This window comes from Micromonospora sp. B11E3 (genome assembly GCF_039871625.1).
Classification (GTDB): Bacteria; Actinomycetota; Actinomycetes; order Mycobacteriales; family Micromonosporaceae; genus Micromonospora.
This window is the reverse complement of record NZ_JBDPMC010000033.1, coordinates 1-15,870: the sequence shown is the minus strand read 5'-3', so window position 1 is coordinate 15,870 and position 15,870 is coordinate 1. Positions and strand designations below refer to the sequence as shown.

Annotated in this window: 12 protein-coding genes and 3 pseudogenes; 4 read left to right on the top strand and 11 right to left on the bottom strand. The window is 69.6% G+C overall.

All coding sequences use genetic code 11. The features are described 5' to 3' along the window. Positions 1-112: 112 nt before the first annotated feature. Together ABGB16_RS18025 and ABGB16_RS18020 are read right to left on the bottom strand one after the other, a co-directional pair. On the bottom strand, positions 113-940 hold the full coding sequence (locus tag ABGB16_RS18025) for an SDR family oxidoreductase (protein WP_347669239.1): 828 nt from the start codon (positions 938-940) through the stop codon (positions 113-115). A 125-nt stretch (positions 941-1,065) separates the two neighbouring features. Next, on the bottom strand, positions 1,066-1,866 hold the full coding sequence (locus ABGB16_RS18020) for an SAM-dependent methyltransferase (RefSeq protein WP_347669238.1): 801 nt from the start codon (positions 1,864-1,866) through the stop codon (positions 1,066-1,068). 374 nt (positions 1,867-2,240) lie between these two features. Here ABGB16_RS18020 and ABGB16_RS18015 point away from each other — a divergent pair, with 374 nt between their 5' ends. Next, entirely contained in the window at positions 2,241-2,582 is a 342-nt protein-coding gene (locus ABGB16_RS18015) for a hypothetical protein (RefSeq protein ID WP_347669237.1), read from the top strand. A gap of 240 nt (positions 2,583-2,822) precedes the next feature. Next, the gene (locus ABGB16_RS18010; RefSeq protein ID WP_347669236.1) at positions 2,823-3,872 is read left to right on the top strand and encodes a sigma-70 family RNA polymerase sigma factor; all 1,050 of its coding nucleotides are present in this window, start codon (positions 2,823-2,825) and stop codon (positions 3,870-3,872) included. Positions 3,873-3,877: 5 nt separating this feature from the next. Here the strand turns inward: ABGB16_RS18010 and ABGB16_RS18005 are convergent, their stop codons facing one another. The 4 genes from ABGB16_RS18005 to ABGB16_RS17990 form a co-directional block, all read right to left on the bottom strand. Then, positions 3,878-4,096: a hypothetical protein gene (locus tag ABGB16_RS18005; RefSeq protein ID WP_347669235.1), complete on the bottom strand. Its 219-nt coding sequence runs from the start codon at positions 4,094-4,096 to the stop codon at positions 3,878-3,880. Next, positions 4,093-4,539 (bottom strand): hypothetical protein, encoded by a 447-nt coding sequence (locus ABGB16_RS18000; protein WP_347669234.1) that lies wholly within the window; start codon positions 4,537-4,539, stop codon positions 4,093-4,095. Before ABGB16_RS18000 ends, ABGB16_RS18005 begins: the two co-directional genes overlap by 4 nt. Before the next feature lie 206 nt (positions 4,540-4,745). Next, the gene (locus ABGB16_RS17995; protein ID WP_347669233.1) at positions 4,746-5,081 is read right to left on the bottom strand and encodes a helix-turn-helix transcriptional regulator; all 336 of its coding nucleotides are present in this window, start codon (positions 5,079-5,081) and stop codon (positions 4,746-4,748) included. A gap of 198 nt (positions 5,082-5,279) precedes the next feature. Beyond that, complete coding sequence (locus ABGB16_RS17990) at positions 5,280-7,598, bottom strand: FG-GAP-like repeat-containing protein (RefSeq protein WP_347669232.1); 2,319 nt, start codon at positions 7,596-7,598, stop codon at positions 5,280-5,282. 476 nt (positions 7,599-8,074) lie between these two features. On the opposite strand from ABGB16_RS17990, the gene ABGB16_RS17985 reads away from it, so the two are divergent. Further along, a complete protein-coding gene (locus tag ABGB16_RS17985) occupies positions 8,075-10,276 on the top strand; it encodes a trypsin-like serine protease (protein ID WP_347669231.1) in 2,202 nt (733 codons plus the stop codon). 135 nt (positions 10,277-10,411) lie between these two features. After that, positions 10,412-11,785: a DUF6461 domain-containing protein gene (locus ABGB16_RS17980; RefSeq protein WP_347669230.1), complete on the top strand. Its 1,374-nt coding sequence runs from the start codon at positions 10,412-10,414 to the stop codon at positions 11,783-11,785. A gap of 120 nt (positions 11,786-11,905) precedes the next feature. Here ABGB16_RS17980 and ABGB16_RS17975 read toward each other — a convergent pair. The 5 genes and pseudogenes from ABGB16_RS17975 to ABGB16_RS17955 all read right to left on the bottom strand — a co-directional run. Further along, positions 11,906-12,064, bottom strand: a pseudogene (locus ABGB16_RS17975) (IS1380 family transposase); the annotation flags it as partial. 68 nt (positions 12,065-12,132) lie between these two features. Continuing rightward, entirely contained in the window at positions 12,133-13,137 is a 1,005-nt protein-coding gene (locus tag ABGB16_RS17970) for a 3-oxoacyl-[acyl-carrier-protein] synthase III C-terminal domain-containing protein (RefSeq protein ID WP_347669229.1), read from the bottom strand. Positions 13,138-13,147: 10 nt separating this feature from the next. Continuing rightward, positions 13,148-14,203, bottom strand: a complete 1,056-nt coding sequence (locus ABGB16_RS17965) for an alcohol dehydrogenase catalytic domain-containing protein (protein WP_347669228.1) — start codon at positions 14,201-14,203, stop codon at positions 13,148-13,150. A gap of 959 nt (positions 14,204-15,162) precedes the next feature. Next, a pseudogene (locus ABGB16_RS17960) lies at positions 15,163-15,433 on the bottom strand (hypothetical protein); the annotation flags it as partial. 135 nt (positions 15,434-15,568) lie between these two features. After that, positions 15,569-15,751 (bottom strand): annotated as a pseudogene (locus ABGB16_RS17955) (hypothetical protein); the annotation flags it as partial. Positions 15,752-15,870: the final 119 nt, after the last annotated feature.

Here is a 15,870-nt window from a genome sequence, read left to right as displayed (position 1 = left end):
CCCCGTACGTCACCCGCTCGACCCGGGGCCCGGGACGCCGGTCCGGCGCCGCTGCTTCCGCCCGCGCCGGCGCCTCGTCAGCCCACCCGGGGCGCCGGGTGGCCGACGTGGGTCAGGCGAGGGTGTGGTGGCCCGCCTTGACGACCTGGTCGTACTCACGGCGCCGGGCGTCGTAGGCGGCCTCCAGGAACGCCTCCGAGTCGGGTCCCACCGGCAGCCGCAGCGGAGGCGACTCCAGCTGGCCGAGCCGCCAGACCACGTCGGCGAACAGCTCGGGGGAGTTGACCTCCATGTTGGAGTTCATGCCGCGCAGCGCGCCGAGCATGCCGTCGGCGGCCGGCGCGTAGTCCGCGATCCGGTGCGCCGGCATGGCCAGGTTGGCGGCGTACCCGGTGGCGAAGCCGCCCGGCTGCAGGATGGTCACCTTCACCCCGAGGTGCCCGGCCTCGATGGCCAGCGACTCGGCCGCCCCCTCCACCGCGAACTTGCTCGCGGTGTACGCGGCGAGGCCCGGGAACGGCACCACGCCGGCGACCGAGCTGACGAAGATCGCGTGCCCGCGGCCCTGCGCCCGCCACACCGGCAGCACCGCCCGGGTGAGCCGCCACGGCCCGAACACGTTCGTGTCGAACTGCGCGGCGAGCTCCGCGTCGGAGACCTCCTCGAACGCGCCGAACTGGCCGTAGGCCGCGTTGTTGACCAGGACGTCGACGCCGCCGAAGGCGTCCACCGCCCGCCCGACCGCCTCCGCGCACTGCGCCGGATCCCGTACGTCCAGGGCGGTGGCCACCACGGTGCCCGGATACTGTGCCACCAGGTCGTCGAGGGTCTCCGGACGTCGGGCCGTCGCCACCACCTGCTCGCCCTCGGCGGCGAGGCGGGCTGCGAGGGCCCGACCGAGTCCGCTCGAACACCCCGTGACCAACCAACGCTTCGTCATCGCCCTCGGCCCGTCCTGTCCACTGAGTAACCTGCCGACAGCAGGTTGTCAGAGCCGGCGGCGCGCGTGAAGGCAGCTGTACTGTCGGCAAGCGGACTCGTCGGGTATCCGGCTCGCGTCCGGGCTCAGGGCTTGCGGGCGAGCCCGCAGAGGGCGTCCACCTCGGGCGGGAGTTCCGGTCCGGAGCGCCACCGGGAGACCGGGACGATGCCGGGCTCCAGCATCTCCAGGCCGTCGAAGAACCGGGCGATCTGCTCGGGGCTGCGCAGACGGTACGGGTCACCGGCGTCGGCGCGGACCCGTTCGGCCTGGTGGGCCGCCTCCGGGCGGATCACGTTCGTGCCGTCCTCGAGGGCGAGGTAGCTTCCGGACGGCACGGCGTCCACGAACCGCCGGACGATCGCGTACGCCTCGTCGTCGTCCAGGACGTTGCCCATGATGCCGAGCATCATCAGCGCCACCGGACGGTCGAAGTCCAGAGTGCCGGCCGCCCCGGTGAGGATCAGGTCCGGGTCACGCACGTCCGCGTCGATGTACTCGGTCCGGCCCTCGGGCGTCCCGACGAGCAGGGCCCGGGCGTGCGCCAGCACGATGGGGTCGTTGTCGACGTACACCACCCGGCAGGTCGGGTCGACCCGCTGGGCGACCTGGTGGGTGTTGTCCGCCGTCGGCAGCCCGGTACCGATGTCGAGGAACTGCCGGATGCCCGCCTCGCCGGCGAGGTGCCGGACCGCGCGACCGAGGAAGGCCCGGGTGTGCCGGGCGACGTCCACGATCGCCGGGTAGACCTCGAGGACCTGGTCGCCGACCTGGCGATCGGCGGCGAAGTTGTCCTTGCCGCCCAGCCAGTAGTTCCAGACGCGGGCCGAGTGCGGCACGGTGACGTCCAGTTTGGCCGCCCGACCCCGGGTTGGGCTGTCGGTCATGAGGGGCTCCTTCGCTCCTGTCGCGTGCTGCGTACAAGGTAGCGGTCCGCTGACGGGCGCGGTCGACGCCCGGAGGGCGGTGCGTCCTGTGTGGTGGATCCGGCGCGCCGTCGTTCCGACGGTTCGGGGTGCGCCCTCCGGATCGTGCACCCGAAACGCGTGCCGAGAAATGCGGGTGTGTGCAGATTTTCGAGAGTGGCGTACTCAATTATCCGGCGACGATTCGGCGATGTCTTTGGCGGCGTAAATAGCGACGGCGTGGTTGTTGACCTGTTGATTCCCGACCAATAACCTTTCAATGCGCGCCTCGACGGGATGTCGAGAATCAATACGGCTGGCCAGTTCGAAAACCTTGACACGGAACGGAGTTCACAATGTCACGAGTTCGGTCCCGTACTCTCGCCGCTTCCATGCTCGCCGTCGCCGCCATGGGTGGCGCCCTGTTCCTCGGGGTCGGCACGGCGAACGCCGCGACGAACGACATCACGCTGCCGTCCATCTCGCTCAACTGCCAGGTCCAGGTCACGGCCGACGCGGATCTGCACGTCCGCCCCGACCTGAACAGCCCGATCGGTGCCCGCGTCACGGCCGGCACGACCCTCACCGTGGTCGGCACCACCATCGGCGCCGACGCGGCGCTGTGGCTCCGGCTGGACAACGGGTTGTACGTCCGGGCCAGCCTGACGGCGGACGTGAACTGCGGCCTGTCCGTCTGAGACAGCCCCACCTGTCCGAGGTAGGCGGTGGCCACCAGGCGCTCCACCCCGCGTGGGGCCCTGGTGGCCACCGGCCGGTTGACCCAGCCGCCGGCGGTGTCGGCGGAAGCCATCGGTGTGTCGCCGCCCGAGCGCCCAACACGCACCTAGATTTCTCATCTCGATCCCGAACCGCCCCGCGCAACCCGTCCCTGCCCAGTCCTCGCGCGTGGCCAAGCCGAACGGGAGGACCGGAACCGCATGCAGGAGTCCGAACTGGTTCGGGCGCGCGAGTCAGCCGTACGCCGGTGCCTGGCGGCGGGTGCCAGCCGATACGACGCCGAGGACTGCGCCCAGGACGCTCTGCTCGCGTTGTTGACCGATCCGGAAGCGGCCGGCGCCAAGAGCGCCGCCGCCTGGACCGCCACGGTCGCCTACCGGCGGTACGTGGATCTGCTGCGCCGACGTAACCGGGAACGCGTCGCCGTGATCCGGCTCGGTGACGAGAAGGACCGCACGACCCCCGAACTCGACGAGGCGATCACCGACCGGGCCATGGCGAGTTGGCTCATCGACGCGTTACGCCAGCTGCCGGTCACCACACACGTGGTCTGCCTCTCGACCGGCTGGGGAGTGCAGCCGGAGAGCGTCGCACGCCAGTTCGGGCTGACCCGTCGCTCCGTCCAGTCCCATCTGACCCGGGCACGCCGGTGGCTACGGCGGGCAGCCACCCACACTCTCGTGTTGCCGTGGCTCGTCGTCGCGGTCCGCCGGTTTCCAGGCAAGAGCGCACCCGACCCGGTGGGTATGGCCGCGGTCGTCGCCGTCACGGCGGTCGCCCTGGCCGTACCACTGCCGTTCGTCCAACAGTTGACCCCGGGTGCGCCCCGCACGGATCAGCCGCACGCCCCACTCGGAGGCCCGTCCCCCGACCACCCGCGGCCCGGGCCGGGGGACAGCCCGTCAGCCGCCCCGGGCCACCCGCGCTCGCCGGCGCCGTCGCCGGAACGCGTGCCGCCCTCACCGGAGCGCGCGCCGGCGCCGGAGGCGTCACCGGACCGGTCCGCGACGCCATTACCACTCGACGACCTTCCCCTGCTGGACGACCCGGTCCTCCCGCCGCTTCCGCGACTGCCGGAGCCGCTCGACCCCGACCTACCGGACGTGGGCCCGATCGAGCTCGATCCCGGATCCGCGCCGAAGCCGCCACCGATCCCGGAGCTACCCGGAGCGTTGGAACCCACGGCTGCCCTCGACGCCGTCGCGCCGATCAGCCATGGCACCGGTACCGAGCCGGGCGCAGGTAGTTGAACCGGTCAGGAAGGCGGGCGTGACCGGCGAGCCCGGGCGGCAGCGGGATTCTGCCGGAAAGCGTGGACGAGCGTCGCGAGTCGCTCGGCGCGTTCCCGGTCGTTGACGACCCAGCCGACAAGGGCTGCCGTCATGGCCGCCGCCACGAGGAGGAGAACGACCGCGGGCCAGCCGCTCATGGCGAGCAGGGAAACCATCCCGCCGCTGGCGGCGAATGCGCTCACCCTGCGAACGGCCACCATCCGCCTCCCTTCCCGCCCAGCGGATCCTCGCGCAGGCTGCGTCGGAGCGCCGGCGCGGACACCAACAGCCTCGCCGCGTAGGCGAGTTGGCGCAGCCCCCTGAGTTCAGCCAACTCGGCCCGGAACTCCTCGCCGTAGCGAGGTCGTTCGACCTCCGGGATGAATCGCAGGACCACCCCGACGAGCCGCATCGCGGACGCGATCGTCGCAGGCGTCCGTACCCGCGAGGAACGTCTCCCGGACTCGGGCAGGGGGACGATGACAGGGCTGGGCAGGACCGCGGCGGGGGTGCCGACGCTCTGGACGGCGACCCGCGCCCCCGCCTGGTAGCCACGAAAGTAGTAACTGGCGTGCTGGGCGATGGAGGCGGCGTCTCGCGCGACGGGAAGCGGTGCGTGCGGCCCAGCCCACGGCGGCAGATGCATCGGATTGCTGCCCGGAACGCGTCGCGGCAGAGGACCACGCGACGACGGGTGCCGGGGAAACATTCCACTCGCCCCGCCGGTACTCCGGAGTCCGGCCAGCACCCGGACCACCACATCGTCGGTGACCTTCGGCGCGCTCTGGTGGCCACCCATCGACAGCGGCCACACGGCCGGCACCGGCTGCCGTCCGTCCTCTCCCGCCCCGGTCACGCGGACCCTCCGGACAGCCCGGGACGCAGGGCGCGCAGGCGGTCCACCGACGAGGAAGCCCGGGCGAGAGCGATCCGGGCCTTCTCCGCACCGTCCGGAGTGAGCGAGTAGTAGCGGCGGCGCGGCCTGCCCGCCTCGTGCGGGTCGAGTTCCTCCCAACGCGACCGCAACCAGCCCAGGCGTTCCAACCGGGCCAGGATCGGATGGAGGGTGCCGCTGGCGAGGCCGGCGGCGGCGCTGAGCTCCAACCCGTAGAGCTCCTGGTCGGGTCGGTCGAGAAGGGTTCGCAGCACAAGCTGGGTGGGTAGTGTCATCCGCACTTCCGAGGCCATGCTCGAACTCTACCAAGCCTAGGTAGAGAAAGGTCGTGCGGAGTTGGCTACCACTGACGCCAGCGGTCGGTGATCTTCCACCGCCGGAGTCCGGCTTTGGCGGCCAGGGCTTCAGCGTCGACACCCGACCTTGCCGAGAGGCGGACGTGGGGCTGACGCCGATCGCCGTCAGCCCCACGTCTCACCGGGACCGGATGATCAGGAGATCGGGCCGAACTCCGTGGGGTCGCCCCAGGCCGGGCCGCCGCTCCTGGTGCCCGGGTACACCCAGACGTGTCCCGTCGCCGCGTCGCCCACGACGAGGTCGTCGTAGTCGTCCTGATCGAATCGGACTGCGGCCAGCTCGTTACGCCCCGTCCAGCCGCCGCCGAAGACCTCCACCCGGCTGCCGAACGAGCCGCCGCCGGCGACGCCCGGGTAGAGCCACACCTTGCCGGTGGACCGTTCCACGGCGATCAGGTCGTCGTAGTCGTCCCGGTCGAACCGGCCATGTGCCACCGCGCCGAGCGCGTTCCAGTCGGAGGCGTCGATGATCGTGCTCGTGCCCCAGCCGCTGTTGCCGTCGCCCGGGTACAGGCGCAGCTTCCCGGTGCTCTTCTCCACGGCCACCACGTCGTCGAACGCGTCACCGTTGAACCGGCCGGCGGTCAGCCGCTCCAGACCCAGCCAGTTGACCCCGACCGGTTTCGTGCCGCGACTGCCCCAGTTGGTGCCGGTCGCCGTGCCCGGGTAGAGCCAGAGGCTGCCCGTGCTCATCTCGATGGCCAGCAGGTCGTCGTAGGCGTCGGCGTTGAACCGGCCCACGGTGAGGTCGCGGTATCCGTTCCAGCCGGTGCCCACGACCTTCCGTGGCCCCCAGGTGCCGTCGCCGGTGCCCGGGTAGAGCCACAGTCGCCCCGTGCCCTTCTCGATGCCGATCAGGTCGGCGTACTGGTCGCGGTTGAACTCGCCGGTGACCGCCTCCAACAGGCCGTGCGGCTGCAGGACGGGAATCCGGCCGACGGGCTGCACCCGGGCGCCGAGCGTACCGCCGGTGGTGCTGCCGGGGTACAGCCAGACCTGGTCGCCTTCGACGGCGAGCAGGTCGTCGTAGCCGTCGGGGTTGAGCTTCCCGGCCGCGACCGCCGTCAGACCCTTGCCGCCGGTGGCGATGGCGGTCACGGTGCCCCAGGACGATCCGCCGGTCGCGGTGCCCGGGTACATCTGGACGTCGCCGCTGCTCCTGTCCACCACCACGAGATCGTCGTAGCCGTCCCGGTTGAACCGGCCCGCGACCAGTTCCCGCTTGTTGGTCCACCCGCTGAAGCCGATCTCCGTGGTGGTGCCCCAGAGCGCTCCGCCGGCGGCCGTGCCCGGGAACATGAGCAGCTTGCCGGTGGACATCTGGACCGCGGCCAGGTCGTCGTAGCTGTCCCGGTTGAACCTGCCGGCCACGAGCTCGGTCATGTCCTGCCAGTTGGCGCCGGCCACCACCCGGTCGGCGAACCCGCCGCCGGTGGCGGTGCCGGGGAACAACCAGAGCGTGTTCGTGGCGATCTCGACGCCGATCAGGTCGTCGTAGGCGTCCCCGTCGAACTGGCCGGCGACCAGGTCGCGGTAGCTGTTCCAGTCGGTCTCCGGCTCGATCCGGACCCGGTCACCCCAGACCCGGTCGGTGGTCGTGCCAGGGTAGAGCCACAGCTTGCCGGTGCCCGGCTCGACGGCGATCAGGTCGTCGCGTCCGTCCCCGGTGAACTCCCCGGCGACGGTGTTGGCCAGCGCGTACGGCTGGGTGCGGATGCTCTCCCGGAACCAGTCGCCCAGGTCGTCGAGGCGGGTCTGCGTGGCCCCCTCGCGCGTCTCGGTCTCGGCGAGGCAGCCCTTCTGCCAACTGGCGTTGTTGATCGCCACCAGTTCGACGCCCGCGCCGACCTCGCGGAAGGCCGGGCCGCCGCCGTCACCCTTGCAGATCGTGGCCCCGGCGGAGGTGCCGGTGACGTCGATCGTCGTGGCACCCACCGCACCGACGGTGAAGGTGGCCGTGTGCAGTCGCTCGGGCACCCACTCGGTCGCGGTACGGCCGTAGCCGGTGACCCGCAGCGTCTCCGCCGCCGCGGGGGGCGTGGCGGACCAGGGCGCGGGCGTGACGTCGACGACCGGAGCGGACAGCTCGGCGAGCACGACGTTGCGGGTCGGGTGCGGCACCAGGCTGGTGACCGCCAGCCGGTGCCCGGCGGAGCCGGCGAGGTTGGTGCGACCCACCAGAGCGCTGGTCGGCCGGCTGGGCGCACCCGCCACCGGCGGCGTCGTGCCGTCGGTGAAGCAGGTCTTCGCCGTGACGATCCACCGGCTGGCGACCAGGGCACCGGTGCAGCTGTGCAGGTCACCGAAGGTCACCTTGGCGGTGAAGGGGTAGCCCCCGTCCGGAACGTCCTGGCCGCCCGAGATCGCGGAGGCGGCGCCGCCGCCGAGCACTCCGGCGGCCAGTCCGGCCACCAGAAGGGCGGCGCCCCAGGTCTGTGCAGGCTTACTGAGCAAGATCTATCTCCCCGTTGGTTTCGTGCTCGGCCCGGAGCCGGGCTGGTGGTCGAAGGGTACTGGCCGCCTGACGCATTGGGAACGGACGGCGGAACAAGCGGTCCAAAAGGGATCAGCGCAGCGGACCGTGGACCGGTCGGCGATTCCCCGACCACTCTGAAGTGGACGCGCTCCGAGCCGTCGACCCGGTCGTGCCGGGCCGCGCGGAGCGAGGTCCATCCCGCGACGCTTTGAAGTTCATCCCGCTCCCTTGTGGGCCGGCCCGCCGATCGGTACGGTCACCGCTATCTATGTAAGTTGAAACGGGGGGTCTGCCGTGCCCAAGCGGCCCATACATGCTGCCCATTCGCAGCCGCGACGTCTCGCCGGGCCGTGCGCTCGGCGGATCGCCGCCGGGGCATCCACGTCGATTTGCGCCTGAACGGCTATTGCGGCTCCGGCAGTATTCACCCGACATTTCCTCCAGGGAGACGCTCTTGTCAGTTCACCGCTCACGCCGATGGGGGGCGGCCCTGCTCGGCGTCGCCGTCGCGGCGGGCCTGCTGGTCAGCGGTTCCGCCTCTGCCGTCGTCGGCGGCGATCCCGTTCCCGACGGCACCTACGCATTCACCGCCAAGGTGACCTTCGGCGATGCCCGCGCCTGCACCGGCGCGCTGATCGACCGGAACTGGCTGGTCACGGCAAAGAACTGCTTCACCGACGGGACGAACGTCGTCGCCAAGGGCGCGCCCGCCCAGCCCACCAACGCGCTGGTCGGCCGTACCGATCTCACGGGCACCGCCGGCCAGGAGCGGGCCGTCGTCGCGGTCGCTCCGCACCCCGACCGCAACCTGGCGCTGGCCCGGCTCTCCGCACCGGTCGACAACATCACCCCGGTGAAGGTGGCCACCACCGGACCCACCGCCACCGAGAGCCTGAAGGTGACCGGGTACGGCCGCACCGCCACCGAATGGGTGCCGACCCGGCTGCACGCCGCCACGTTCACCGTCCAGGACGTCGCCGCCACCTCCGTCGGCCTCGTCGGCGCCTCGGCCGGCGCGACCATCTGCAAGGGCGACGCCGGTGGACCGGCGTTCCGCGACATCGCGGGTGCGCCCGAGCTGGTCGCGATCAACAGCACCTCCTGGCAGAAGGGCTGCCTGGCCGAGACGGAGACCCGCGACGGCGCCACCGCCACCAGGCTGGACGACCTGGGCGCGTGGATCGGCGAGCAGACCGCCGACGTGGAGATCTTCGGCGTGCTCTCCGACGGCCGGCTCACCTACAGCGCCATCGACTCGGCCACCGGCGTGCTGCGCGCCAACCGCACGTCGGCCGCCGCCCTCGGCTTCGCCCCGAAGGCGATGGCCACGCTGAACGAGAACACCATCCTGGTCACCGACACGGGTGGCACCATGTACCGGGTGGACGTCACCGGCTTCGACCCGCTGGCCTTCACCACCAGCTCGGTCATGACCGGCTGGTCGAGCTACGACCGGCTCACCTACGACGGGTACGGCTCGCTCTACGGCATCATCAGCGGCACCAACGAGCTGCGCCGGCGGACGCTGACCACTGAGAAGCCCACCGGCGCGACCCACCTCAGCAGGCCGACCACCATCGCCACCGGTGGCTTCGGACAGAAGACCCTCACGTCGCCCGGCCCGGGTCGGATCCTCGGCAACCACGCCGACGGGCGGCTGCTGTCGTACAAGGCCTACGGTGACGGCGCGGGAGGCTGGACGGTCGCGGCGCTGGCCACGACGGGTTGGGGCGGTTTCACCCACGTGGTCTCGCCCGGCGGTGGCTTCTACTACGCCCGCAGCTCGACCGGCCGGCTGGACCGCTACCGCGACCTCAACCCGTACGACGGTAGCGGCAGCGACATCCAGTCCTTCCCCACCAGCCCGGTGAGCAGCAGCGGCTGGAACCAGTTGCTGCTGTCGGCGCGGCCGTGGAACGGCCTGGTCTCCGTCTTCGGGCTGAACAACGGCCGGCTCTCCTACACCGCGATCGACCCGGTGACCGGCGCGAAGGTGGTCAGCACGGTGTCGGAGCAGACCCTCGGCATCACGCCGAAGGCCCTGGCCACCCTGAACTCGGACACCCTGCTCGTCAACGACACGGACGGCAACCTCTACCGGGTCGACATCACCGGCACCCAGCCGCTCACCTTCACCCGCACCGCCTCCATCGGCACCGGATGGAGCCACGACCGGCTGGTCTACGACGGGTTCGGCTACCTGTTCGGTCAGGCGAACGGCAAGCTGCTCCGGTACACGGTGACCAAGACCAAGCCGGCGGTCCCCTCCACCGATCTGCCCAACCGGACGGAGGTCTACGCCAGCGGCTTCACCGTGCAGTCGCTGGCGGCGGCCGGCAAGGGCCGGGTGCTCGCGACGACCAGCGACAACAGGCTCGTCCTGTACACCGTCTCCGACGCCGGCGTCCCGTCCCGCTTCGATCCGGCCACCAGCGGCTGGGGCGGGGTGACCTCCCTCTTCTCTCCTGGCGGCGGCCTCTACTACCGGCGGGACAGCGCGGGCGTGGTGACGGGCTACCTGGACAACAGCCCGTTCAACACCACCGGCACCGACCTGACGGCGTACGTGCCGAGCGGGACGGCCAGCGGCGGCTGGGACCCGATCCTCTCGGCCCAGCCGTACGACGCCTGGCCTGACAGCACCCGCCGCTGGTAGGTAGCTGCCAGACAGCAGTGCCCGGCCCGGGCCGCCCGTTCCCAAGGCGCCCCGGGCCACGGCGTTCGCGGTGTTTTGTCCCACCGGTTCGGTAGCCTCCGGTCCGTCCGAGGTGATCACGAAGCGGGGTAGGCGATGGAACGGCTACGCCCCGGCGTCGCCGACCTGGTCGTCGCGCTGGCCCGGCGGCTCGCGGCGCACCCGTCCGTCGTCCCGCTGCTGGCGGTGGCGCCAGAGGCCGGCGACGAGTCCGCCATCGCGGCGCAGCACGGGACGGCGCACCTCGCCCTCGCCGTGGCCACGGCCTGCGCCGTCATCGACCAGGCGCACCTCCCGTCGGTGGTCGACCGCGCGGCCGCCGCCGTGGGCGTGGGGATCGGCGCCGCCGCGGTCCTGCTGCGGGCGGCACCGATGCCACCGGCGTACGCCGAGGCGCTGCTGGCCAGGATCCGATCGGAGTACGTCCTGCCGCGCCAGTCGTTCGGCTCGGTACGGGTGTCGGGCAACCGGTTCGCGTTGATCGAGGGGCGGCTTCCCGACGGCGTCGACTTCGTCGGCAACGGGCTGGTCGCCGTGGTCGACGGCGGTGCCGTGATCCGCACCGGGGTCGCCGACGGCGACGTGAAGGTCCAGCTGAGCGTGCTGGCCGAGGCGCCGCCCGAGGTGGAGTCCGGCTGGGAGGAGGTCGTCGAGGTGAGCTGGCGGGCCGCCGAGGGCCGGGCGTCGGTCGTCGGCCCGGACGGTGCCGCACGGCTACGCGACCGGACCCCGCCCTGGCCCGGTGAGTACCGGCTGCGCGTGCACGCACGTGGCCGCGACGACGGCGACAGCGACTTCGAGCGCTACCGGCTGACCGTCTGGGCGGCGCCGGCCGCGCCGCAGATCGTGCACCGGCGCACCGACCGGCTCGGCCACCGCCTGCGCGGTGAGCCCGAGCCGCTGCGGCCCGCGCGGCCGGAGCACGCGTACCGCTGGATACGCCGCAGCCCGCTGTCGGTGGCGGCGACGGTCACCGTGGCGACCGGCGCGACGGTCGAGGAGGTGCTGCGCGCCTTCGGCGCCGACCCGGACCGCCCCACCGCGATCCGGGACATCGAGAAGGATCTGAGCCTTCGCCGCGGCGCAGATCCCTGGGTCGCCGTTCTCGACACGGCCGAGGCGGTCCTGGCCGTGGAGTTCAACGGCTTCGAGGGCTCGCGCGGGCCGGTCCTGCGGGCGGCGTCGGCACGGGGACGGGCGGCGAGCATGTTCTGGAACGTCAACGCGCTGACCCAGCTGTCCTTCGCGGAACGGGGGCGACTGCTCGCCTCGTTCGAACCGTGGGGCGACGTCGACGCCGACCCGGTGGTCACGGCCGCGCTCGCCGGGCTCGACTTCGCCGAGCCCGGCGACCGGGCGGAGACGGGCCTCGTCGCGGTGGAGCGGTTCACCGGCCGCGGCATCAGCGCCGCGGATCTCACCCGCATCCAGGATGCCGGCATCGGCTTCCGGGTCGCCCGCCGCGCCTAGCCTCGGTCTTTCGTGCGCCCAGCGGACCTGGAGGTGAGTGTGTAGCTCATCTGGAGACGTAAGCTCGTCGTCGCCTGCCGGTGTGAGTGCGATCCGGGTAGCTGCCAAAAGGCCCGGTAGCAGCTTTTTCGGCTCGGCGGCGGTCAGCTCGCCGTCGAGTAGCAACATCTGGGTCCAGGCGAGCAGGTCGATGCGGGTCAGTGCCAACTCCAGCCAGGCGGCGCTGATGGCGAAGGTTCGGGACGGGAAGCGGCCGAAGTTGGCGTCCTCTTGCCGCAGTGGATAACCTACATCGGCCCCTCGCCGTGCTCGTGGCACTTGAAGATCAAGTCAGCGATCCAAGATCGTTAGTTTCGCAGCAACACCGCGGTCACATGGAGTCCGCAGCCCACCGCCACAATGACGGTGTACGCCGTGTCGATCTCCTCAAAAAAGTAGGACAGATTGACCGGGTAGGTGGCGACGGTCATGTTGCCATGTTCCGCCAATGTGTCCAAATAGGCCTTGGGTCGGATGCGCTCCTGCCAGTGGTCCATGAGGAGGCGGGAACCCTGATGAGTCATCAACGTGAGATCGCTGGGGTTGACGTTATTGCGTTCCAGGAGGCTCTGCACAATGGTGGCGACCGAATCTTTAACGACGCCCGCGAGGTCTTCGATTCCAGTCTGGGTCATATCGTATGTCTGAATCGGCAAATTGGTGACTGGATCGACTGGCATTACGGTGAGCCCGTTGAGGTCCATCGTGCGCGTGGTCATGGTCAGACCGTGATATTGGCTGCTGAGGGTGCAAGTAATATGATCAGTGATAACGAATCGATCTGATGGGCCGACGACTGCGGCACCAGCGGCGTCACCGATGCTGAAGGAGTGGCCCTTCGTGAAGTTCATGTGGCCGCTCCAGTTTGCACCGCAGGCCACCAGCGAGTTTCCTGCAGCCCCGGCAGCGACCGCCTCCGCAGCATGAACCAAACCGAGCAGGAAGTTGCTGTACTCACTGTTGATCGGGACCACCATAACCTCGGGGGGAAGTCGGAGTAGATGGTGGACCTGGTACAAGCTGTTGGGTGTGGCGTACTGGGAGACCGTCACGTATCCGTAGAGGCGATCGATCTCACCAGGGGTCAAATTCGCCCGTTCCATGGCAGAATTGGCGGCGCGGACCACGTGTTCCTCGATTGGTTCGCCCTTGGCGAGGACGCGGCGCCGGTCGAGTCCGCGGAAAACGGCAGCCTCGATGACCCCTTGGCTGTTGCGTTGTTGGTTGAGCGACGCGAAAGCGGGATCGTCGTTGCGTCGAACCCCGTCGGGGACCGAGTAGCCGTGTCCGATGATTCCTGCAGTAGGCAGCACATCTATCTCCTCAGTAGGCGATGAGCGGCTTAATGATTCCGTCAGTACGCGTAGCCATGGTGTTGAATGCCTTGACCGCGTCACCGAAGCCGAAGCGATGGGTGGTCATGGGCGTCGGGTCGATCCGCTTGTTCGCCATCAGCCGGAACAGCCGGGCGAGCCGTTCCCCGCCACCGGGACACAGGATTCCGCGGATTACCTTGCCGCCCATGCCGTATCCGAAGGCCACTAGCGGCACGGGTAGCGGAGCGGTGCTGTGCTGCCCGTGGTAACCGGCGTTTACGACAGTTCCTGACGCCTTGGTTGCACGAACGCACTGTTCAAAGGTCTCGTGGGTGCCTAGAGCCTCGATAGCCACGTCGACCCCGAGCTCGCCGACGACCTCACGGATTCTGTTGATCGGGTCCTCGTGGCGAGGGTTGATGACCAGGTCACTGCCGAACCGCGCGGAAAGACGGCTGTTGAGGGGCCGGGTCGCGGTGGTGATGATCATGCCCGCGCCCAGCAGCCGGGCACCCATGGTAGCGGCCAGACCCACCGCTCCCTGGGCGAAAACCGCAACGGTGCCGCCGAGTGGTATTGCCGCCTGTTCGGCAGCGGCCAGGCCCGTGTTCAGCGAGTCCGTCGCGTACAACGCCTCCTCGTCGCTGATTTCCGCCGGGATCCGGGCCAGGTTGTGGTCGGCGTCCGGCACGACGAAATACTCGGCGAGCGTTCCGTCCTGTTGCGCGGTGTATTTGTAGCCGCCCAGGCCGCCCCCGCATTGGTTGGTACCCCGCTGACAGAAGTCGCATCGGCCGCACGGGGTGATGGCACTTGAGGCAACTCTTTCTCCTTCACGGAAGCGTTCCACAGCGGTGCCGACGCGATGGATGATGCCCACGCTCTCATGGCCGAGGATCCGCCCTAGCGGAACTGCCATCGCCCCAGCGGTGGTGTGCACGTCTGTGGGGCACATCATCGACGCCGTCGTCCGCACGACCGCATCCCTTGGCCCAGGCTCGGGAATCGAGCGCTTCACCAAGGCCACCTCGTTGTGACCCACGAGGGCCAGCCCGGTCATCATCTTTGACACCTGTAACTCCCTTCAACTCCAATCGAACCGGCTGCTCGTCCTATGGTTCAGCCAACGGCTCCCGCTGTTCGCGGCGGCATGCCGCAGACTTCCGAGAAGCTGCGCCACGCCGCATGTTCGATCATTCAAATCAATGGATTATTTGATCGCGGTTCCAGATCGCCGAAATGAACTTGGCTAATTGATCTCATCGTTGCTCGCACCGGGCGGCACCATAGGCCAGACCATGTCGTCGGCTGGGACCACGAACTCGATGACAACCGGCCGGTCCCTGATCTGTTGGGCCTGCCGGATTACCGAGTCGATGTCCTCGGGCCGGAGGCAACGGATTCCGGCCCACCCGTATCCCCCGGCAAGATGTACAAAATTGGGGCGTGGTGCCCTCACGGTCAAGGGTCGAGTGCGAGTGCCTGCCGTCGTAGAACAGGTCGCCAATTTCTGTTGGGTCACCTGAAATGATCCGCCCCCGTCGATGGCCCACGCCTCTGCGTTCCCGATGGCTAGCTTGGCGCCCATGGCAGTGGGTATTTGCCATTCCCCCGGGCACACGGGAGGTGATGAGCGATCTGGGCCGCTCGAGGGGCAGGCGCTGTGCGGCCCGCATCTGGCGCTGACCCACTGTGGTCGTGTAGACCGCGTCGTGGGGCGCACTCAGCCGTCGCAGTGCGGGTGTCTGACCCTCGTGCCTGAAGACCACTTGCTGCGAGTCTCCTTTTCTCGACAGTGCCCGGGTAGCGACAGCCGGGCAGGCGGCAACTCCCCCTGGTGGGGTTCGTTGACGTTGGCAGGTCAGACACCTGGGATGTTACAGCCACTAATTCCATCGAGACAATAGCCGCCCGGCGAATTCCCATCGAAGTCTGTCTTAGGCCGAATCAAGTCGTTGTAGAAGTAGATCGCAGTCACGTCCGAGAATGTCGAGTTTCAGGGGTTTTGACGACTCCCGCCACGCCGTCGGGTGAGTAGGCGACGGCGCGTACTCGCCGGTCGTGGCCCGTGAGGACGCGCGCCGTGGTGCTGTTGTCGGCCGGGTCCCAGATGCGGATGGTCCAGTCGGCTGAGCAGCTGGCCAGGCTGCGTTCGTCGGGTGCCCAGGCCAGGCCGTTGACGTAGTTTTGGTGCCCGGCGAGCACGATGCTGGTGTGGGGGTTTTGCCTGTCCCAATCTGTATGGTGCGGTCGTCGGAGCCGGACGAAGGTATCGGCTGCTGGGTGACGTACTCTCGTTCGCTCCGCAACCCGGCCTCCCGTAACACCAGGAGTGGCCCGGGACCCGTTTCGGTTGTGGGTCGTGACCGAATTCGCCTCTGGTCGCGGCCGAGCTGAGTCTTGCCGAACCTGTGTCGGGTGGCCGGCTTCAGGCGGACGTCGTCTGGCGGGGGAGCGGCCCGGTGGTGGCCGGGGTGGCGTCGTAGCCGGCCGCTTGGAGGGTGAACAGCTCGGCGTAGCGGCCGCCGGTCGCCATGAGGTCGTCGTGGCTGCCGGCCTCGACCAGGCGACCGTGGTGCAGCACGTAGATCCGGTCGGCGTGACTGAGGTTCCCCCGATAGCGTGGAGGCCGGACCTAAGGGGATAGATGGTCATGGCTGAAACGAGGAGACGGTTCGACCGGGAGTTCCGTGAGGGCGCTGTGCGGATCGTGCGGGAGACGGGTAAGCC

Excerpts from the sequence above, each read along its gene's own strand:
- ABGB16_RS18025 (WP_347669239.1), bottom strand. The coding sequence starts at position 940 with ATGACGAAGCGTTGGTTGGTCACGGGGTGTTCGAGCGGACTCGGTCGG.
- ABGB16_RS18020 (WP_347669238.1), bottom strand. The coding sequence starts at position 1,866 with ATGACCGACAGCCCAACCCGGGGTCGGGCGGCCAAACTGGACGTCACC.
- ABGB16_RS18015 (WP_347669237.1), top strand. The coding sequence starts at position 2,241 with ATGTCACGAGTTCGGTCCCGTACTCTCGCCGCTTCCATGCTCGCCGTC.
- ABGB16_RS18010 (WP_347669236.1), top strand. The coding sequence starts at position 2,823 with ATGCAGGAGTCCGAACTGGTTCGGGCGCGCGAGTCAGCCGTACGCCGG.
- ABGB16_RS18000 (WP_347669234.1), bottom strand. The coding sequence starts at position 4,539 with ATGCATCTGCCGCCGTGGGCTGGGCCGCACGCACCGCTTCCCGTCGCG.
- ABGB16_RS17995 (WP_347669233.1), bottom strand. The coding sequence starts at position 5,081 with ATGGCCTCGGAAGTGCGGATGACACTACCCACCCAGCTTGTGCTGCGA.
- ABGB16_RS17980 (WP_347669230.1), top strand. The coding sequence starts at position 10,412 with ATGGAACGGCTACGCCCCGGCGTCGCCGACCTGGTCGTCGCGCTGGCC.
- ABGB16_RS17965 (WP_347669228.1), bottom strand. The coding sequence starts at position 14,203 with ATGATGACCGGGCTGGCCCTCGTGGGTCACAACGAGGTGGCCTTGGTG.